We start from the raw sequence: 18,477 nt of genomic DNA, 5'->3' as shown, positions 1-18,477 counted from the left end.
GCGTCACCACCATTATGCTTCACCTAAATAGGCGCGGATCACGTCCGGGTTGTTACGAATCTGTTCCGGCGTCCCGTTCGCCAGCGGCGTGCCCTGATTCACCACGTAAATACGGTCGGAAATACCCATCACCAGCTTCATGTCGTGCTCAATCAACAAAATAGTGGTGTTGTGATGGTTACGCAGTTCAGCAATCAGCTCGTCCAGCTCTTTGGTCTCTTTCGGGTTGAGGCCTGCGGCGGGTTCGTCGAGCATCAGGATTTCCGGCTGGGTCACCATGCAACGTGCAATCTCCAGACGGCGCTGGTCGCCGTAGGCCAGGTTACTGGCCTGACGGTTGGCGTGCTCCAGCAAACCAATACGCTCCAGCCAGGTGGCGGCGCGATCCAACGCTTCACTCTGCGCGCGACGGAACGACGGGGTTTTCAACAGGCCGGAGAAGACGCCGGTTTTCAGCTGCTGATGTTGCGCCACCAGCAGGTTTTCAATCACCGTCATTTCGCGAAACAGACGCACGTGCTGGAAAGTACGCACCACACCCATCCGCGCAATTTGCTGACCCGGCAGCCCTTCCAGATGCTGGTCGCGCAGCTTAATCGTCCCACCCGTCGGCTTATAAAAACCGGTCAGGCAGTTAAAGACCGTGGTTTTTCCCGCACCGTTTGGCCCGATTAACGAGACGATCTCCTGTGGTCTCAGCTCCAGTTCAACGTTGTTTACCGCCAGCAGACCGCCGAAGCGCATCATCAGGCCGTTGACGGATAATAATGGCTGACTCATGCCTGCTCTCCTTTTGCTTCCCCGTTTTTCAGCTTCAACTGCGGACGGGTCATCGGCAACAAGCCCTGCGGACGCCAGATCATCATCAGTACCATTAAACCACCCAGCATTAACATGCTGTATTCATTGAAATCACGCATCAGCTCGCGTGACACCACCAGCAGGATGGCCGCGAGGATCACTGCGAACTGTGAGCCCATTCCGCCCAGTACCACAATCGCCAGCACAAAGGCCGACTCGGCAAAGGTGAAGGATTCCGGGCTGACAAAACCCTGACGCGCGGCAAACAACGTACCGGCAAAACCGGCAAACGCGGCGCTGATGGTAAAAGCGGTCAGCTTGATGCGCGTAGGGTTTAAGCCCAACGAGCGACAGGCAATTTCATCTTCGCGCAGCGCTTCCCACGCACGACCCAACGGCATACGCAGCAGACGGTTGATGACAAACAGCGAGAAGACCACCAGCAGCAGCGCCACCAGATAGAGGAAAATAACGCGGTCAGAGGGATCGTACTTCACGTTAAAGAAGTTGCTGAAGGTATCCCAGCCACCTTCACGGGCAGTACGGCTGAACTCCAGACCGAAAAAGGTCGGTTTCGGGATCTGGCTGATACCGTTCGGGCCACCGGTCACTTCGGTGTTGTTGAGCAGCAGGATACGGACGATTTCGCCGAAGCCTAAAGTCACAATCGCCAGATAGTCACCGCGCAGGCGCAGTACCGGGAAGCCGAGCATAAAGCCCGCAGCAGCGGAAACCAACCCCGCCAGCGGCAGACAGGTCCAGAAGCCGAGTCCGTAATAGTGGTTCAGCAGCGCGAAGGTGTAAGCACCGATGGCATAGAAGCCGCCGTAGCCCAGCACCAGCAGACCGGAAAGCCCCACCACCACGTTTAAGCCGAGGCCGAGGATGATATAAATCATCGTCAGCGTGGCAATATCAACCGTACCGCGCGACACCATAAACGGCCACGCCACGGCAATCACCAACAGCGCGACCAGGAATAGCTTCTGTTTAACGGTGGAGCCATCAATCGCCGGCAGAATAAACTTCGGTCCGGAGACGCTCTTCAGGCCCTTCTGGAAAGCTGGACGCAACAGTTGGAAGAGAAAGACCACGCCAGTGCCGATAAACACCCACTGCCAGCGGATATCCGCGGCGGTATCCACCACCAGTTTGGTGCCGTCAAGCTCCAACTGGACGCCCATAAAGACGCCCGCCAGGATGAAGAACATAGCGGCAGAGAGCAGCGCCATTGCAAAATGCATCGGTTTCATACTTTCTCTACCTCCGGGCGACCCAGAATACCGGTCGGCATCACCAGCAGCACCAGAATCAGCAGCGCGAATGAAACCACGTCTTTGTATTCGGTACTCAGATAAGCAGAGGAGAGCGCTTCCGCGACCCCCAGAATCAGGCCGCCGATCATCGCCCCAGGAATGCTGCCGATGCCGCCCAGTACCGCCGCGGTAAAGGCTTTCATCCCGGCCATAAAGCCGATATAGGGGTTAATTACGCCGTAGAACTGGCCGAGCAGTACGCCCGCTACCGCCGCCATTGCCGCGCCAATCACAAAGGTCAGCGCAATCACGCGATCGGTATTTATGCCGAGCAGGCTGGCCATTTTCAGGTCTTCCGCGCAGGCTCGGCAGGCACGGCCCATACGGGAGTAACGGATAAACAGCGTCAGCGCCAGCATCGCCAGGAAGGTTACAATCCAGATAACCAACTGCATAGTGGTGATGGAAGCAGAGAAGTTTTCGCTACTGCCGACGGTCCACTGGCCGTTAAACAGGCTGGGCAGCGCCACATCGCGCGAACCTTCCGTCAGGCTGACGTAGTTTTGCAGGAAGATGGACATCCCGATAGCGGAAATCAGCGCGATCAGGCGCTTAGAGCTGCGCACGGGCCGATACGCTACGCGTTCAATGCTCCAGCCGTAGGCGCTGGCAATCACAATCGCGCCGACAAAGCCCGCCGCGACCAGTAGCCAGCTGGAATCAATACCCATCATCATTAGCGCAGCGATGATCATAAAGGAGACATAGCTGCCGATCATATACACCTCGCCGTGGGCGAAGTTGATCATGCCGATAATGCCGTACACCATCGTGTAACCGATGGCGATCAGCGCGTAGGTGCTTCCCAGCGTGACGCCGTTAAACATCTGCTGCAAGAAATAGAGGAACTGCTCGGACATAAGGTAACCTTTCTTAACCCGCCCGTTTTGCACGGGCGGTGGGATAACTCGTCTTCAGCTATTACTTCGCGACGGTCGATGATCCGTCCGCGTGCCACTGGAAGACACCAAACTCAAATCCCTTCAAATCGCCTTTTTCGTCCCATTTCAGCGGCCCAATCACGGTGTCAGCCCCGTGTGCTTTCAGATCTTTCACCAGCTCCAACGGCTCTTTGCTACCGCTGCGATCCATTGCTGTCGCCAATGACTGGACGGCTGCATAAGTGATCCACACGTACGGTCCGGTTGGATCTTTCTTGTCAGCTTTGAGCGCATCGACGATAGCTTTATTCGCCGGATCCTGGTCATAGCGTTTTGGCATGGTCACCAGCATGCCTTCAGCGGCATCACCGGCAATGTTAGACAGCGACGCATTGCCCACACCCTCAGGTCCCATAAACTGGGTATTCAGCCCGACGGAGCGAGCCTGTCGCAGCATTTGTCCCATTTCCGGGTAGTAGCCGCCGTAATAAACAAAATCGATATTTTCTTTTTTCAGGCGGGCGATCAGCGCAGAAAAATCTTTTTCCCCGGCAGTGATCCCGTCAAAGAAGACGATATTGGCTTTGCCCGCTTTCAGGCTCTCCTGCACTGAACGCGCCAGGCCTTCACCGTATTGCTGTTTATCGTGAATGATGGCGATGCGTTGCGGCTTCACCTTCTCCAGAATGTATTTCGCGGCGGTCGGCCCCTGAGAGGAGTCCAGGCCCGCTGTACGCATAATGTGTGCGTAACCGCGCTGGGTCAGTTCCGGGTTGGTCGCGCCCGGGGAAATCATCAGAATGCCTTCGTCTTCATAGATATCTGATGCGGGCTGCGTGGAAGATGAGCACAGATGACCAATAACGTACTGAATGCCGTCATTGACGATTTTGTTCGCTACCGCAACGGCCTGTTTCGGATCGCAGGCGTCGTCATATTCGACGGCAACGAGTTTGTCGCCTTTGACCCCGCCTTTGGCATTGATATCTTTAATGGCCTGACGTGCGCCATTAAATTCCATATCACCCCACTGCGCGACCGGACCTGACATCGCCCCGACAACAGCGACCTTGATATCCTCCGCCATGACCGCGTGTGACATTGCCAGAGCTATCACCCCTGCGATGATTGTTTTCGCATTCCGTTTCATTTTCCTGAATCCCCATTCGTGATGATGTATATATTTTGTATTTATGTGGTTAAAAAGCAGACTGTGCTTTTTTTGAACTGTACTATTTTTACCAGTCTCGTTAATGGTTTAGCGCAGTTTTTTAAGCAAATTACGGCTAAAATCTCTATTTTTCAGTCGATTAAGAAAAGATAATATTCTGCTTTTCACTATAGATAAACAAAAAAAAGTGCATTTGTCAGCATAAAATAACGGCACAAAGAGCGGAATAAAATGCTGCATTCCAGGGTATTATCCTGCCTGTTTTTCAATCTCTACTGTTTCAATCTGTCATTGTCGTTGTTACAAAACTATTAACCTGGTTAATCGCATTAAAAAGAGAAAGCATCCGGGCGAATTATTTCGGTACACTGATTCCATCTTTTGTGATTTGGACATGCTGTTAATGAAGCTGACCATCGTTCGTTTAGATAACTTTAGCGACCAGGACCTGATTGATCTGGGCAAAATCTGGCCGGAATATTCCGCCTCATCATTAAGCGTAGATGAAACGCACCGGATCTACGCCGCACGCTTTAACGAGCGTCTGTTAGGTGCCGTGCGGGTAACCCTGAGCGGCACACAAGGCGCACTGGATTCATTGCGCGTGCGCGATATCACCCGCCGTCGCGGCGTCGGGCAGTATTTGATCGAAGAAGTGATCCGGGAAAACCCTGACGTGAGTTCGTGGTGGATGGCCGACGTTGGCGTTGAAGACCGCAGCGTGATGGCCGCATTTATGCAGGTGTTAGGGTTTACGGCCCAGGAGAATGGCTGGGAGAAACGGTAGAAAACCGCCCCCAACCAATTGTATTACGAGTATTTTCCCAAGAATTTTGTGTTGCAGGCAGGCGGCAAGTTATAAAATCCCCGGAGCTTACATAAGTAAGTGACCGGGGTTGAATAACGCAGCCAACACACCTGCGGCACGAAAGGCGCCGGGAAAATCACTTGGCGTCTGTCGCCGTCCCGTTAGCATGCCAGTCAAACACGCCGAATTCGAAGCCTTTCAGGTCGCCCTTAGCATCCCAGGACAGCGGCCCCATCACGGTTTCCACCGAGTTTGCTTTCAGGTATTTGGCAATTTCAGCGGGATCGTCAGACTGGTTCAGACCGGCCTGCAAAGATTGCAGCGCGGCGTAGGTGGTCCATACGAATGCGCCGCTCGGATCCTGTTTCTTAGCTTTGATAGCATCTACGATGGGTTTGTTCGCTGGAACCTGGTCGTAGTTCTTCGGTTTCGTTACCAGTAAGCCTTCTGCAGATTCACCGGCGATGTTAGACAGCGACACGTTCGCTACACCTTCTGGCCCCATAAACTGGGTTTTCAGACCCGCGGCGCGTGCCTGGCGCAGGATTTGCCCCATTTCCGGGTGGTAACCGCCATAGTAAACGAAATCGATATTCTCTTTCTTCAAACGCGCTACCAGCGTAGAGAAATCTTTTTCACCGGCGGTTATCCCGTCAAAGAACACCACGTTGGCGTTACCCTTTTTCAGGCCATCTTGCACCGCGCGGGCCAGGCCTTCACCGTACTGCTGCTTATCATGAATAATCGCGATGCGCTGCGGCTTCACTTTTTCAACGATATATTTGGCGGCCGTTGGGCCCTGATCGGAATCCAGACCAGTGGTACGCATTACCAGGCTATAGCCGCGCGCGGTCAGCTCCGGCGCCGTTGCCGCTGGGGTGATCATCAGAATGCCTTCGTCTTCATAGATGTCTGAAGCAGGCTGAGTGGAAGAAGAGCACAGGTGACCGATTACGTATTTAATCCCGTCGTTGACCACTTTGTTCGCAACCGCTACCGCTTGTTTCGGGTCACAGGCATCGTCATATTTCACCATGACCAGTTTGTCACCTTTCACGCCGCCCTTGGCGTTAATATCCGCAATTGCCTGCTCTGCGCCGGTAAATTCCTGATCGCCATATTGTGCTACCGGGCCAGACATCGCCCCGACGACGGCAACTTTAATATCCTTAGCAAACGCCATATTGCTCAAAGACAGGGCGATACATCCTGCCAATAACGCTTTACCCTTCATATTCATCCTGACAATCCCCATTATTGTGGTTATTACGTGTGTTGTGATGTTGTTGTTCAGCACTTTATTTCGATTATTGGATAGCCACCCGTGCTTTAGCAGCATACTCTGCTAAAACATACCCGATTTTTATTATTTTGGAATAGCTAAATTTGACATGCAGATAACAACCTGATGACAAATAGCATAAACGTCAGAGGAGAGGGAGAGATAAAAACAAAAAACCCCGGATTTTCATCCAGGGTTTATCAGCATTTCCAGGTCGGCGGAAGATTACGCTTCGATCGCCGCACGCAGTTTTTTCATGGCGTTCTTTTCAAGCTGACGAACACGTTCAGCAGAGACGCCGTAGCGATCGGCCAGTTCCTGCAACGTCGACTTGTTGTCTTCGTCCAGCCAACGGGCGCGAATGATGTCCTGGCTACGCTCGTCCAGACCCTCCATTGCGTGGGTCAGTTTGTTCGCGGCCTGATCTTCCCAGTTATCTTCTTCAATGCCGTCGGCAAAGTTAGATGATTTATCCTGCAGATACAGAACCGGTGCCATCGGCTGGCTGTCAGACTCGTCGTCTGAAGACATGTCAAACGTCATGTCCTGCGCCGCCATACGGGATTCCATTTCGCGCACGTCTTTGCTGGAAACACCCAGCTCACGAGCAACCATTTCAACTTCATCCTGATTGAACCAACCCAGACGCTGCTTGGTTTTACGCAGGTTAAAGAACAGCTTACGCTGCGCTTTGGTGGTCGCGACTTTTACGATACGCCAGTTACGCAGAACGTATTCGTGGATCTCTGCTTTGATCCAGTGCACGGCGAAAGAAACCAGGCGCACACCCACTTCCGGGTTGAAACGGCGCACGGCTTTCATCAGGCCGATATTGCCTTCCTGAATCAGATCCGCCTGCGGCAGGCCATAGCCCGCATAATTACGAGCAACATGAACAACAAAGCGCAGGTGAGACAGGATCAGCGTTTTAGCTGCTTCCAGATCGCCCTGGTAATGCAGCTTTTCAGCAAGTAGCCGCTCCTCGTCAGCCGACAACATCGGCCACGCGTTCGCAGCCCGGATGTAAGATTCCAGGTTACCAACAGGGGCTAAAGCTAAATTTTGCATTTCTTTGGTCATTCAAATCCTCTCAATCTTTTCATCTGACGCGTTGGCTAAAACCAATAGCAACAACCATGCCAGAGCTTATGAGCAACGAGAATATCATTCAATCTTTTATCAGACAGTGATTTTATCCACAAGTTCCATGTCGTAATGTGTATAGATTACGCACAAAATGTGACATCACAATGAATACGCTGGGAAGAGATAACAGGGACTCTTTCCCTGCAGAGCGAACTACTCAGTGCAGGGAAAGATTATACCAGAGATTTTTTAATCGGGGGTAAAGTGGCGTAAATGTTGAACCGTGGCAAGCCAGGCTGCCACCCAGCCAATCATCGAGCACACCAGCAGCAATAACAGGCATTCATCGAATGATAAGCCGTTGATATCAAATTTAGTTCCAAAAACCTGCGCCACCTCAGTAACCGCTGACGACAGGCGCATCACCAAAATTTCTGACAAAATCAGTGAAAGAAATGCGCCGGAAAAACCGAGCAGCGCACCGCCGTAGAGGAACGGACGCAGGATAAACCCATCCGTCGCGCCAATCAGTTTCTGCACGTTAATGGTATCGCGACGCGCAAAAATACTCAGCCGCACACTGTTACCGATGACGAGGAAGACCGCCGCTACCATCAGCACGCCAATCATCGCGGAGACGCGTCCGACAAGGCCCGTCAGAGCCGCCAGACGGGCAAACCAGCTGTCATCCATGCGCACTTCATCAATACCGTTGATTTGTGCGATACGGTCGCGCAGCGTGTTCAGCGACTCCGTGCCCTGGAAGTCCAGTTTCGGGATAACCACCGCCACGGCCGGTAGCGGGTTCTCTTCCAGCATATCCAGCGCGCCGCCAAAGCCGGACCAGTTACGGAATTCGCCCAGCGCGTCATCGCGGGAAAGGTAATTCACTTTCTCCACGCCCTGCTCGGCCTGCAACTGACCAACCACCCGCGCCGCTGCATCATCATCCAGCGTTTTTTGCAGGTAAACGGTGATCTGCGGAGAAGGATAATACTGGCTCGCCGCATGGTCGACGTTCTTATAAACCATGTAGCATACGCTTGGCAGCGTCAGGGAGATGGCAATAACCATCACCGTCAGGAACGTCGCCAGTGGCTTGCTTTTCAGGTCCTGTAACGCGCCCTGGAACGCGTAGCGTACCTGCTCGTTAAAGACATTGGTTTTACGCGAGTTCGGCTTTGGCGCGGCTTTCGCCCGCTTTGGCGCGTTACGACCGCCATCTCCCGGCGCGCCGCCCGATTTACGGAAGCGATCCAGTCGGCCACCGAACTGTTTGATTTGATTAATAGCGTCACGTCTATTCATGCGCCAGGCCTCCATGCAGATGTCCATCGCTCAGAACCATTTGGCGATAGGAGCGACGGGAGATCAGGCCAATATCGTGCGTGGCCATTAATACCGTGACCCCGACGCGGTTAAACTCTTCAAACAGGCGAAGGATCCCTTCCGACAACGCGTCATCCAGGTTCCCCGTAGGTTCATCCGCCAGCAATACCGCAGGTTTGTTCACTACCGCACGGGCGATGCCCACGCGCTGTTGTTCACCGCCGGAGAGCTGAATAGGGAAGTTTTTCGCTTTGTCCAACAGTCCGACCTTATCCAGCGCCGCTGACACGCGACGACGAATATCGTCCCCGCTGGCGCCCGCGATGATCAGCGGGATTGCCACGTTGTCAAACACGGTTCTGTCCATCAACAGGTGGTGATCCTGAAAAATCATGCCAATCTGACGACGCAGAAACGGCACTTCACGGTTTTTCAAACGGCTGATGTCATGCCCGCTGAAGTAGATTTTCCCGGCGCTGGGCCGTTCAATTCCACAAATCAGCTTCAGCAGGGTACTTTTCCCCGCGCCAGAGTGGCCGGTCAGAAATGCCATCTCGCCAGGCTGCATATGGAAGGTAACTCCCTGCAGCGCTTGTCTCCCACCGAGATAGGCCTTGCTGACATGTTCAAAGCGAATCATTGTTAATCCTCTCGGGCAAAAAGTGCCTCTATAAAATCGTCCGCTTTAAACGGACGTAAATCCTCGATACGTTCGCCCACACCGATATAGCGGATAGGGATGCCAAACTGATCGGCAACCGAGAAGATGACCCCGCCCTTCGCTGTACCGTCCAGCTTAGTCAGGGTGATACCGGTTAAGCCCACGGCTTCATGGAACAGTTTGGCCTGGCTTATCGCATTCTGCCCGGTGCTGGCGTCGATAGTCAGCATAACTTCATGCGGCGCATCTTCGTCGAGCTTCTTCATGACGCGAACGATTTTTTTCAATTCTTCCATCAGGTGCGATTTGTTCTGCAAACGCCCTGCGGTATCAGCGATCAGCACATCTACATTACGCGCCTTCGCCGCCTGGATAGCATCAAAGATGACGGACGCGGAATCCGCGCCGGTATGCTGAGCAATCACCGGGATGTTGTTACGCTGACCCCAGACCTGCAGCTGCTCTACCGCCGCCGCACGGAAGGTATCGCCCGCCGCCAGCATCACCGATTTACCCTGCTGCTCAAACTGACGCGCCAGCTTTCCGATAGTGGTGGTTTTACCCACGCCGTTGACGCCAACCATTAAGATAACAAACGGCGTCTTGCCATCAACATTCAGCGGTTCTTCCACCTTCGCCAGAATCTCGCCCATCTCTTCTTTCAGCAGGCCGTACAGCGCTTCCGCGTCTTTGAGCTGCTTACGGCTGGCACCTTCCGTCAGATTCGCAATAATCTTGCGGGTCGTTTCTACGCCCACGTCGGCGATCAGCAGTTGCTCTTCCAGCTCTTCAAACAGATCATCGTCGATCTTTTTACCACGGAACAGACTGATAAATCCGGAACCAAGGTTTTCTTTTGTTTTCAGGAGGCTGCGTTTCAGACGCGCAAAGAAACCTTCTTTCGTTGGTTTTTCCTGCTCCTGGACTCCCTCTTCTTCTGTCGGTGCTTCTACGGCAGGTTCTTCTACCGACACCACCATCACGGCTTCTTCAGCTGCCTCAGCAGCCAGCGCCTGCGCTTCCAGCTCTTCATCAGTCAGGTGCGGTTCGTTTTCGGCTTCTTCTTCAACCGCCTCAACGATTTCCACGGTTTCCGCTTCGGCCTGCCACTCTTCGGCAGAAACCTCTTCGGTTTTCACCTCTTCCGGCAGCGGCAATTCTTCGCGTTCGATAACCGTCGCCGCTGGCGTTTCCACAACGGGTTCAGCAGCGGGTTCAGCAACCCGCTCAATCTCCGGCTGCGATTGTTCGGCAACAGGTTCAGCTTCCGGCTGCAGTTTTTCGATTTCCGCAACCTGTTCAGTCACTTCAACAACTTCAGCTGCAAAAGCTTCCGTTTCCGCCTCGCTACGGGTTTCCTCGGCGTGCGGCTGTTCGTCAACGACGGTAGTTTCTTCAGCAACCGATTGTTGTTCTTCGCTTTTTAATTCTGTCTCGTTTTCCGGTGCCTGCTCTTTTTGACCAAAGCCCAGCCAGGAAAAAAAGCCACGTTTTTTCTCTTTCGCCATTTGCGACTACACTCCCCCGCTGTTGCTTCATGGCACAGCGTCAACGCTATGTACATAGCAGCTAAAAAAATGATGAAATAGTCTATCACTTATACCCAATGAATTTCGAGTTACGTCAAGGCGGCAAGCGCACGAATCCCGATGAGCTTACTTTTAGTAAGTGATTCGGGTGAGTAAGTGCAGCCAACGAAGAGGTAACTTGAAAGGCGACGGGTTAACTTAACTCACATCACCGCCTGGAATGACACGTCAGCAGCGGATTGAGCAATAATTGAAATGAAAAAACCGAATCACTCTGGTAGCGGCCAGATCCGCATTATTGGCGGTCAATGGCGTGGCCGTAAACTCCCGGTTCCGAATAGTCCCGGTCTGCGCCCAACCACCGACCGCGTACGCGAAACCTTATTTAACTGGCTGGCCCCGGTAATGGTCGATGCTCACTGCCTGGACTGCTTCGCCGGCAGCGGCGCGCTGGGGCTGGAAGCCCTCTCTCGCTATGCGGCAAATGCGACGCTTCTGGAAATGGATCGCGCGGTATCACAGCAGCTACAAAACAATCTCGCCACGCTGAAAGCCCCCCATGCCCGGGTCGTCAACACCAATACCCTGACATTTTTGGCCCAGACGGGTACGCCGCATAACGTGGTGTTTGTTGACCCGCCGTTTCGCAAAGGATTACTGGAAGAAACATTAACTCTTCTGGAAACTCATGGCTGGCTGGCAAATGAAGCGTATATTTACGTTGAAAGCGAAGTAGAAAACGGTTTGCCGCCGGTTCCGGTGAACTGGTCGCTGTACCGCGAAAAAGTCGCCGGACAGGTCGCCTATCGCCTTTACCAACGTGAAGCACGAGGAGAACACGATGCTGATTAACCTGGGACGCCTGCTGATGTTGTGCGTCTGGGCATTTTTACTACTCAATATTTTCCAACCCTTTCCACGCCCGCTTAACATCTTCGTTAACGTCGCACTGATTTTTATGGTGCTGATGCATGGCATGCAACTGGCGCTGTTAAAAAGCACCATGCCTAAAGATGGCCCGCAGATGACCCGCGGAGAGAAAATCCGTATTTTTCTGTTCGGCGTCTTTGAGTTACTGGTTTGGCAGAAGAAGATTAAAGATCAGTTGAAAAAGTAACTGTGATCTTTTCGCCCGGCGGCGCTTAGTAGGCCGGGGCGACAAAATCTCCAGGCCGGACAAAGCGTAAGCCGCCATCCGGCATCAGTCAGATGAAACCTTAGCGTTCACTGTAAAATCAACAAAACGCGAACCTTTATAACTCAGCGTTCCCTTATCCCCGACCGTTAACGCATGGTACTGCTGGGCATCCAGACGAAACGTCTGCTCGAAGCCGCCACTTTGTGGCTTAAAACTGACTTCATAGCGCATGCTGGTCCCCGCCGGGCTCACTTCCTGCTGGCGGGATCGCCGATCGTTAAGCGGTTTTTCCCGTTTGTTACTCACCACCACCTGCTTTTGCACTAACGGCGCAGTATCATTATCGGCTTTTTCACGCCGCTGCTGAACGAAGCGAAACGACGCAGCAACAACGATTAAGACAATGATAACAATGAAAAAAAGTGGTGGTTTGCTCATATTATTAACCCATCAGAAAATGCGGAAATAAGCATACATTGCCTGTTATGGTGTTGTCATCTGGCAGTGTCGACCTCTACACTGAACAGTAGAGCCGTGAGCACCCCGCTTACGAAAAAATAACGAATTCAAGGAACTAAGATGCTTTGGTCGTTTATCGCTGTCTGCCTTTCCGCATGGTTGTTCGTGGATGCTTCCTATCGTGGGCCCGCCTGGCAACGCTGGGTCTTTAAACCCCTAACCTTACTCCTGCTGGCGCTGCTGGCATGGCAGGCGCCAATGTTTAATGCTGTCAGCTATCTGGTGCTGGCTGGCCTGCTTGCCTCGCTGCTGGGCGATGCGCTGACGCTGTTACCGCGCCAACGCCTTTTGTATGCCGTGGGGGCATTCTTCCTGTCGCATCTGCTGTATACCATTTACTTCGCCAGCCAAATGACGCTGTCGTTCTTCTGGCCTTTGCCGTTGGTGCTGGTGGTGCTGGGGGCGTTGCTGATTGCCGTGATCTGGACACGTCTGGAAGAGCTACGCATCGCTATCTGTACCTTTATTGGTATCACGCTGATGATGGTCTGGATGGCTGGTGAGCTGTGGTTCTTCCGCCCTACCGCTCCGGCGCTGTCGGCTTTTATGGGCGCATCACTCCTGTTCATCGGCAACATTGTCTGGCTGGGTAGCCATTACCGTCGCCGCTTTCGCGCCGATAACGCAATTGCTGCCGCCTGCTACTTCGCCGGACATTTCCTGATTGTTCGTTCGTTGTATCTTTAAAACGCTTGACTCTGGAGTCGACTCCAGAGTGTATCCTCCGGTTAATATGAAATGATTATCAACCGGAGGATGCCATGTCGACACCCGATTCCAGTGGCAAAAAAGCCCCACAATTTTCTTCTTTCAAGCTAGCGCCTGCGCCACAAAAGGCTGACGACTGCTGCTGCGAAGGAAGTTGCTCCACCCCACCACCCGTATCCGGTACCGTAATGGGTACCCGCTACTCCTGGAAAGTGGCAGGCATGGACTGTGCAGCCTGCGCCCGAAAAGTGGAGAATGCGGTCCGCCAGGTCAACGGCGTCAACCAGGTCCAGGTTCTGTTCGCCACCGAAAAACTGGTAGTCGACGCGGGTTCCGATATCCGCCTGCAAGTTGAAAGCGCAGTGCAAAAGGCAGGCTATACCCTGCGCGATGAGCAAGCGCCAGACGCCGCCCCCGAGTCGCGGTTTAAAGAGAACCTGCCGCTGATTTCGCTGATTATCATGATGGCGATTAGCTGGGGGCTGGAGCAGTTCAATCACCCCTTTGGCCAGATAGCATTTATCGCCACCACGCTGGTAGGTCTGTATCCCATTGCCCGTCAGGCCCTGCGTCTGATGAAAACCGGCAGCTACTTTGCCATTGAAACGTTGATGAGCGTGGCCGCCATTGGCGCACTGTTTATCGGCGCGACGGCAGAAGCCGCCATGGTGCTGCTGCTGTTTTTAATTGGCGAACGCCTGGAAGGATGGGCCGCCAGCCGCGCCCGTAAAGGGGTCAGCGCACTGATGGCGCTCAAGCCGGAAACCGCCACGCGCCTGCGTAACGGCGAGCGCGAAGAGGTTGCTATCAATACTCTCCAGCCAGGCGATGTTATCGAGGTTGCCGCGGGTGGGCGTTTACCTGCCGATGGCAAGCTGGTCTCCGGGTTTGCCAGCTTTGATGAAAGCGCCCTGACCGGCGAATCGATACCGGTTGAGCGCGCCACCGGTGAGAAAGTCCCGGCGGGTGCCACCAGCGTGGACCGTCTGGTAACGCTGGAAGTACTCTCCGAACCGGGTGCCAGCGCCATTGACCGTATTCTGAAATTGATTGAAGAAGCGGAAGAACGCCGCGCCCCCATTGAGCGCTTTATTGACCGTTTCAGCCGGATTTACACCCCAGCCATTATGGCGGTTGCGTTGTTGGTCACCCTTGTACCACCGCTGCTGTTTGCCGCATCCTGGCAGGAGTGGATTTATAAAGGGCTGACGCTGCTGCTGATTGGCTGCCCATGTGCGCTGGTGATTTCCACACCCGCAGCCATTACCTCTGGCCTTGCCGCCGCGGCGCGTCGTGGCGCGTTAATCAAAGGCGGGGCCGCGCTGGAGCAGTTGGGTAGGGTAACGCAGGTCGCGTTTGATAAAACCGGCACCCTGACCATCGGTAAACCGCGCGTCACGGCGATTCACCCGGCAAGCGGTATTGGCGAGGCAGAACTGCTGGCGCTGGCGGCAGCAGTAGAGCAAGGCGCGACGCACCCGCTGGCGCAGGCGATTGTTCGGGAAGCCCAAACGCGCGAACTGACTATCCCTGTCGCAAAAAATCAGCGGGCGCTGGTTGGCTCTGGCATTGAAGCACTGGTCAACGGCGAACGCGTGCTGATTTGCGCCGCCGGTAAGCAGCCTGCCGATGCTTTTGCCGGGCAGATAAGCGAGCTGGAAAGCGCGGGTCAAACGGTGGTGCTGGTGCTGCGTAGCGATGCCGTTCTTGGCGTGCTGGCCTTACAGGACACGCTGCGCGACGACGCCCGTAGCGCCATCAGCGAGCTTAATCAGATTGGTGTGAAAGGGGTGATCCTGACGGGTGATAACCCGCGAGCGGCGGCAGCTATTGCCAGTGAATTGGGTCTCGAATTCAAAGCGGGTCTATTACCGGAAGATAAAGTACAGGCCGTTACTCATCTTAACCAACAGTCGCCGCTGGCGATGGTCGGCGACGGCATCAACGACGCTCCGGCAATGAAAGCAGCCACCATTGGCATTGCGATGGGAAGCGGGACCGATGTCGCCCTGGAAACCGCCGATGCCGCCCTGACCCACAACCGCCTGCGTGGTCTGGTGCAAATGATTCAGTTAGCCCGCGCCACCCACGCCAATATTCGCCAGAACATTGCGATTGCGCTAGGCCTGAAGGGGATTTTCCTCGTCACCACGCTGCTCGGGATAACCGGACTGTGGCTGGCGGTGCTGGCAGATACGGGTGCGACGGTACTGGTGACCGCTAACGCGCTGCGGTTACTACGTAAAGGATAATGCGTCTGTGCCGGACGGGAGTTGCATTAGCGCCATCCGGCTGAGATTACTGGCCTTTGCGCACCAGATAGCGGTACGGCAGAGAGTCGGTCTCTTTTGCTACCAGCTCATGCTCCATAAAGGTACAGAAGCCGGGAATGTCACGGGTTGTCGCCGGATCGTCGGCGACAATCAGCAGCGTTTCACCCGCCTGCATGCCGCGCACGGTTTTACGCACCATCATTACGGGTTCCGGGCAGCGCAGCCCTTGGGCATCAAGAGTATGGTCGGGAGAGGTAAACAGATCGCTCATCGTAGTCTCGTTCATTCAAAAACGGCGTTATTTTACGCTCTGTTGTGGCGTAAGCCAATCAGGTTAACGATTGCGTGAAAAACAACCATTGCAATGTGCTCTTAAAGCAGTATCATGCGACGGTTTTTTATTGGGTTCCCTCACCCCATCCAACAAAAAGGTCACAATATGACTCCGTTTACACAATCTCAACGCGTAAAAGCGTTGTTTTGGCTATCGCTATTTCATCTGCTGGTGATCACCTCCAGCAACTATCTGGTGCAGCTACCGATCTCCATTTTTGGTTTCCATACCACATGGGGCGCTTTCAGCTTTCCGTTTATTTTCCTCGCGACCGATCTGACCGTGCGTATTTTTGGCGCACCGTTGGCACGACGTATCATCTTTGCGGTAATGATCCCCGCGCTGCTGATCTCCTATGTCGTTTCATCACTGTTCTATATGGGATCGTGGCAGGGATTCGGCGCACTGCTGCACTTTAATCTGTTTGTCGCCCGTATCGCCGCCGCCAGCTTTATGGCTTACGCGTTGGGTCAAATTCTGGATGTGCATGTCTTTAACCGCCTACGTCAGAACCGTCGCTGGTGGCTGGCGCCAACGGCTTCGACGCTGTTTGGCAACATCAGCGATACGTTAGCCTTCTTCTTTATCGCTTTCTGGCGCAGCCCAGATGCCTTTATGGCCGAGCACTGGATGGAAATCGCGCTGGTCGACTACTGCTTCAAAGTGCTGATCAGCATTATTTTCTTCCTGCCGATGTACGGCGTGCTGCTGAATATGTTACTGAAAAGGCTGGCAGATAAATCCGAAATCTCTGCATTGCAGACGAGTTAAAGGTTCATTTTCCGAGTTGTGATAAGATGGACGAATGAGCCGTTATGGCCGTTTATCGAAAGGAAGAAGTCAATGCGCAATCTGGTTAAATATGTCGGTATTGGCCTGCTGGTTATGGGGCTTGCGGCCTGTGATAATAGCGATACAAAAGCGCCAGCAGAGGGTCCTGCCGCAGAAAGTAGCGCCACCGGACAACCGGTCAGCCTGTTGGACGGTAAACTCAGTTTTTCCCTGCCAGCGGATATGACCGATCAGAGCGGCAAACTGGGCACCCAGGCGAACAATATGCACGTTTATTCTGACGCAACCGGCCAGAAAGCGGTGATTGTGATTGTTGGCGACAATACCAACGAAGACCTGGCTGTGCTGGCAAAACGCCTGGAAGATCAGCAGCGTAGCCGCGACCCGCAGTTGCAGGTCGTCACCAATAAATCTATTGAGCTGAAAGGCCACACGCTGCAGCAGTTAGACAGCATCATCTCGGCCAAAGGCCAGACCGCTTACTCTTCCGTGGTGTTGGGTAAAGTCGATAACCAACTGCTGACTCTGCAAATCACGCTGCCTGCTGACGATCAGCAAAAAGCGCAGACTACCGCAGAAAACATCATTAACACGCTGGTTATCCAGTAACGGTTAAGACGATGACTCGGCCTCCGGTGACACCACCTGAGGCCGTTTTTTTAATCGCCAGGTCAGCAATAACGCCACCGCCACCAACCCTGCCGCCGCCAGATAGATAACCGGCACGCCCGCCCACGTCATGACCAGCCCGGCCAGCGGCCCCGTAACTCCCAGTGATAAATCCATAAACACCGTATACGTCGCCAGCGCAGCGCCCTGATTTTGCTGCGGGACGGCTTTTACCGCCACCACGCCCAGCGCCGGGAACACCAGCGAGAACCCTGCACCGGCCAGCAGGACGCCGCTTTTCGCCATCCACGGCATGGAAGCCATCCCCACCAGCAGCAACCCAACAATCTCGACGCTAAAGCAGATCATCGCCACATTTAGTCCACCTAAACGGTTGATACCATTTGGGAATAACAAGCGGGTCCCCACAAACGTGCAGCTAAAAAGCGTCAGCGCGAAAGCGGCACCGTCCCAGCCTTTGGCATCATAAAACAGGGTAATGAAAGTGGCGATCACGCCAAATCCGGCTGAGGCCAGGGCCAGCGCCATGCCGTACAACCAGACACGCCCAAGCACCGCGCGAAACGGCAACGGTTTGCCTTTGCTGGCCTTCACCGCCGGACGAGGGAGCGCCAGCAGTATTGCCAACAGCGCCACGCCCATCACGGTCAGCGCCAGTCCCTGTAAGCCACCCCAGGCATAAAACAGAACGCCCAGCGGAGCGCCTATCGCCATCGCGCCATAGGTCACGATGCCGTTCCACGAAATCACCCGTCCGATGTGCATTGAACCAACGACCCCAACCCCCCACAGCGTAGAGCCAGTCCCGGCAAAGCTTTGTCCGATCCCTAGAATCACGCGCCCCAGGCATAACAGCAGCAGGCTGGCCAGCGGCCAGCCATTCGTGAAGCCCGCCAGGAAGTAGCCCAGACCACTTAAAAAACAGCCACACAGTCCGAATACCACAATCTTCTTTGGCCCCAGCAGGTCGGCATAGCGACCGGCATGTGGACGGCTCAGCAGCGTAGCGAAATATTGCAGGCTGATGACCAGCCCTGCCCAAAAAGCGCTAAATCCCATCACATCATGGACATAGCCTGGCAATACAGCGAGCGGCAGACCAATGGTCAGGTAGCTGGCGAAGTTAAACATCACCACAGAGACAATACGCAGATTAAGGCGTAAACCGCTAAGCGTCGGTTCAGCGACGGGTTCGGGCATGGAGGATCACCACGTTTTC

The 18,477-nt window shown here is 54.1% G+C and carries 19 protein-coding genes; 7 read left to right on the top strand and 12 right to left on the bottom strand.

The features are described from left to right. Positions 1-12: 12 nt before the first annotated feature. The 4 genes from livG to livK all read right to left on the bottom strand — a co-directional run bounded on the left by livG (position 13) and on the right by livK (position 4,148). The gene (gene livG, locus HV314_RS01445) at positions 13-780 is read right to left on the bottom strand and encodes a high-affinity branched-chain amino acid ABC transporter ATP-binding protein LivG (RefSeq protein ID WP_003023438.1); all 768 of its coding nucleotides are present in this window, start codon (positions 778-780) and stop codon (positions 13-15) included. Further along, positions 777-2,054 (bottom strand): branched chain amino acid ABC transporter permease LivM, encoded by a 1,278-nt coding sequence (gene livM / locus HV314_RS01440; RefSeq protein WP_016154835.1) that lies wholly within the window; start codon positions 2,052-2,054, stop codon positions 777-779. The genes livG and livM overlap by 4 nt, the downstream gene beginning before the upstream one ends. Beyond that, entirely contained in the window at positions 2,051-2,977 is a 927-nt protein-coding gene (livH, locus tag HV314_RS01435) for a high-affinity branched-chain amino acid ABC transporter permease LivH (protein WP_003023435.1), read from the bottom strand. Before livH ends, livM begins: the two co-directional genes overlap by 4 nt. A 61-nt stretch (positions 2,978-3,038) precedes the next feature. Then, positions 3,039-4,148 (bottom strand): high-affinity branched-chain amino acid ABC transporter substrate-binding protein LivK, encoded by a 1,110-nt coding sequence (gene livK, locus HV314_RS01430; protein WP_016154836.1) that lies wholly within the window; start codon positions 4,146-4,148, stop codon positions 3,039-3,041. A gap of 424 nt (positions 4,149-4,572) precedes the next feature. Between livK and panM the strand changes: the two genes are divergently transcribed. After that, positions 4,573-4,956, top strand: a complete 384-nt coding sequence (gene panM, locus HV314_RS01425; protein WP_016154837.1) for an aspartate 1-decarboxylase autocleavage activator PanM — start codon at positions 4,573-4,575, stop codon at positions 4,954-4,956. 157 nt (positions 4,957-5,113) lie between these two features. Here panM and livJ read toward each other — a convergent pair whose 3' ends face one another. The 5 genes from livJ to ftsY all read right to left on the bottom strand — a co-directional run bounded on the left by livJ (position 5,114) and on the right by ftsY (position 10,843). Continuing rightward, complete coding sequence (gene livJ, locus HV314_RS01420) at positions 5,114-6,217, bottom strand: branched chain amino acid ABC transporter substrate-binding protein LivJ (RefSeq protein WP_029139730.1); 1,104 nt, start codon at positions 6,215-6,217, stop codon at positions 5,114-5,116. Positions 6,218-6,484: 267 nt separating this feature from the next. Next, on the bottom strand, positions 6,485-7,339 hold the full coding sequence (gene rpoH, locus HV314_RS01415; RefSeq protein WP_005121585.1) for an RNA polymerase sigma factor RpoH: 855 nt from the start codon (positions 7,337-7,339) through the stop codon (positions 6,485-6,487). Positions 7,340-7,594: 255 nt separating this feature from the next. Then, positions 7,595-8,653, bottom strand: a complete 1,059-nt coding sequence (gene ftsX, locus HV314_RS01410; protein ID WP_016154839.1) for a permease-like cell division protein FtsX — start codon at positions 8,651-8,653, stop codon at positions 7,595-7,597. After that, complete coding sequence (gene ftsE / locus HV314_RS01405) at positions 8,646-9,314, bottom strand: cell division ATP-binding protein FtsE (protein WP_003023420.1); 669 nt, start codon at positions 9,312-9,314, stop codon at positions 8,646-8,648. Before ftsE ends, ftsX begins: the two co-directional genes overlap by 8 nt. Before the next feature lie 2 nt (positions 9,315-9,316). Then, positions 9,317-10,843, bottom strand: coding sequence for a signal recognition particle-docking protein FtsY (ftsY, locus tag HV314_RS01400; protein ID WP_181547163.1), 1,527 nt, complete (start codon positions 10,841-10,843; stop codon positions 9,317-9,319). Between the two features lie 276 nt (positions 10,844-11,119). Between ftsY and rsmD the strand changes: the two genes are divergently transcribed. Both rsmD and HV314_RS01390 read left to right on the top strand, forming a co-directional pair. Continuing rightward, positions 11,120-11,716: a 16S rRNA (guanine(966)-N(2))-methyltransferase gene (rsmD, locus tag HV314_RS01395; protein WP_016154841.1), complete on the top strand. Its 597-nt coding sequence runs from the start codon at positions 11,120-11,122 to the stop codon at positions 11,714-11,716. Beyond that, positions 11,706-11,981, top strand: a complete 276-nt coding sequence (locus HV314_RS01390) for a DUF1145 family protein (RefSeq protein ID WP_016154842.1) — start codon at positions 11,706-11,708, stop codon at positions 11,979-11,981. Before rsmD ends, HV314_RS01390 begins: the two co-directional genes overlap by 11 nt. Positions 11,982-12,065: 84 nt before the next feature. On the opposite strand, the gene HV314_RS01385 is transcribed toward HV314_RS01390, so the two are convergent. Continuing rightward, positions 12,066-12,440 carry a DUF2500 domain-containing protein gene (locus tag HV314_RS01385; protein ID WP_016154843.1) on the bottom strand — a complete coding sequence of 125 codons (375 nt, stop codon included), beginning with the start codon at positions 12,438-12,440 and terminating at the stop codon, positions 12,066-12,068. A gap of 141 nt (positions 12,441-12,581) precedes the next feature. Between HV314_RS01385 and HV314_RS01380 the strand changes: the two genes are divergently transcribed. Then, complete coding sequence (locus HV314_RS01380; RefSeq protein WP_016154844.1) at positions 12,582-13,208, top strand: lysoplasmalogenase; 627 nt, start codon at positions 12,582-12,584, stop codon at positions 13,206-13,208. A 74-nt stretch (positions 13,209-13,282) separates the two neighbouring features. Next, a complete protein-coding gene (gene zntA / locus HV314_RS01375) occupies positions 13,283-15,481 on the top strand; it encodes a Zn(II)/Cd(II)/Pb(II) translocating P-type ATPase ZntA (protein ID WP_181547161.1) in 2,199 nt (732 codons plus the stop codon). 46 nt (positions 15,482-15,527) lie between these two features. Here the strand turns inward: zntA and tusA are convergent, their stop codons facing one another. Further along, positions 15,528-15,773: a sulfurtransferase TusA gene (gene tusA, locus HV314_RS01370; RefSeq protein WP_003827551.1), complete on the bottom strand. Its 246-nt coding sequence runs from the start codon at positions 15,771-15,773 to the stop codon at positions 15,528-15,530. Between the two features lie 168 nt (positions 15,774-15,941). Here tusA and HV314_RS01365 point away from each other — a divergent pair, with 168 nt between their 5' ends. Continuing rightward, entirely contained in the window at positions 15,942-16,607 is a 666-nt protein-coding gene (locus HV314_RS01365) for a 7-cyano-7-deazaguanine/7-aminomethyl-7-deazaguanine transporter (protein WP_019078120.1), read from the top strand. Positions 16,608-16,679: 72 nt separating this feature from the next. Then, the gene (locus HV314_RS01360; protein WP_094761343.1) at positions 16,680-17,237 is read left to right on the top strand and encodes a DcrB family lipoprotein; all 558 of its coding nucleotides are present in this window, start codon (positions 16,680-16,682) and stop codon (positions 17,235-17,237) included. A 3-nt stretch (positions 17,238-17,240) separates the two neighbouring features. On the opposite strand, the gene HV314_RS01355 is transcribed toward HV314_RS01360, so the two are convergent. Continuing rightward, entirely contained in the window at positions 17,241-18,458 is a 1,218-nt protein-coding gene (locus HV314_RS01355) for an MFS transporter (protein ID WP_047358184.1), read from the bottom strand. Between the last annotated feature and the right edge of the window lie 19 nt (positions 18,459-18,477).

This window comes from Citrobacter sp. RHBSTW-00887 (assembly GCF_013728095.1).
Classification (GTDB): Bacteria; Pseudomonadota; Gammaproteobacteria; order Enterobacterales; family Enterobacteriaceae; genus Citrobacter; species Citrobacter braakii.
The sequence above is the reverse complement of the archived record's forward strand: the minus strand, read 5'-3'. Positions and strand labels throughout refer to the sequence as shown.

Excerpts from the sequence above, each read along its gene's own strand:
- livH (WP_003023435.1), bottom strand. The coding sequence starts at position 2,977 with ATGTCCGAGCAGTTCCTCTATTTCTTGCAGCAGATGTTTAACGGCGTC.
- zntA (WP_181547161.1), top strand. The coding sequence starts at position 13,283 with ATGTCGACACCCGATTCCAGTGGCAAAAAAGCCCCACAATTTTCTTCT.
- HV314_RS01390 (WP_016154842.1), top strand. The coding sequence starts at position 11,706 with ATGCTGATTAACCTGGGACGCCTGCTGATGTTGTGCGTCTGGGCATTT.
- livJ (WP_029139730.1), bottom strand. The coding sequence starts at position 6,217 with ATGAATATGAAGGGTAAAGCGTTATTGGCAGGATGTATCGCCCTGTCT.
- rsmD (WP_016154841.1), top strand. The coding sequence starts at position 11,120 with ATGAAAAAACCGAATCACTCTGGTAGCGGCCAGATCCGCATTATTGGC.
- HV314_RS01355 (WP_047358184.1), bottom strand. The coding sequence starts at position 18,458 with ATGCCCGAACCCGTCGCTGAACCGACGCTTAGCGGTTTACGCCTTAAT.
- rpoH (WP_005121585.1), bottom strand. The coding sequence starts at position 7,339 with ATGACCAAAGAAATGCAAAATTTAGCTTTAGCCCCTGTTGGTAACCTG.
- ftsE (WP_003023420.1), bottom strand. The coding sequence starts at position 9,314 with ATGATTCGCTTTGAACATGTCAGCAAGGCCTATCTCGGTGGGAGACAA.
- livG (WP_003023438.1), bottom strand. The coding sequence starts at position 780 with ATGAGTCAGCCATTATTATCCGTCAACGGCCTGATGATGCGCTTCGGC.
- livM (WP_016154835.1), bottom strand. The coding sequence starts at position 2,054 with ATGAAACCGATGCATTTTGCAATGGCGCTGCTCTCTGCCGCTATGTTC.
- tusA (WP_003827551.1), bottom strand. The coding sequence starts at position 15,773 with ATGAGCGATCTGTTTACCTCTCCCGACCATACTCTTGATGCCCAAGGG.
- ftsX (WP_016154839.1), bottom strand. The coding sequence starts at position 8,653 with ATGAATAGACGTGACGCTATTAATCAAATCAAACAGTTCGGTGGCCGA.
- HV314_RS01380 (WP_016154844.1), top strand. The coding sequence starts at position 12,582 with ATGCTTTGGTCGTTTATCGCTGTCTGCCTTTCCGCATGGTTGTTCGTG.
- ftsY (WP_181547163.1), bottom strand. The coding sequence starts at position 10,843 with ATGGCGAAAGAGAAAAAACGTGGCTTTTTTTCCTGGCTGGGCTTTGGT.
- panM (WP_016154837.1), top strand. The coding sequence starts at position 4,573 with ATGAAGCTGACCATCGTTCGTTTAGATAACTTTAGCGACCAGGACCTG.
- HV314_RS01385 (WP_016154843.1), bottom strand. The coding sequence starts at position 12,440 with ATGAGCAAACCACCACTTTTTTTCATTGTTATCATTGTCTTAATCGTT.
- HV314_RS01360 (WP_094761343.1), top strand. The coding sequence starts at position 16,680 with ATGCGCAATCTGGTTAAATATGTCGGTATTGGCCTGCTGGTTATGGGG.
- HV314_RS01365 (WP_019078120.1), top strand. The coding sequence starts at position 15,942 with ATGACTCCGTTTACACAATCTCAACGCGTAAAAGCGTTGTTTTGGCTA.
- livK (WP_016154836.1), bottom strand. The coding sequence starts at position 4,148 with ATGAAACGGAATGCGAAAACAATCATCGCAGGGGTGATAGCTCTGGCA.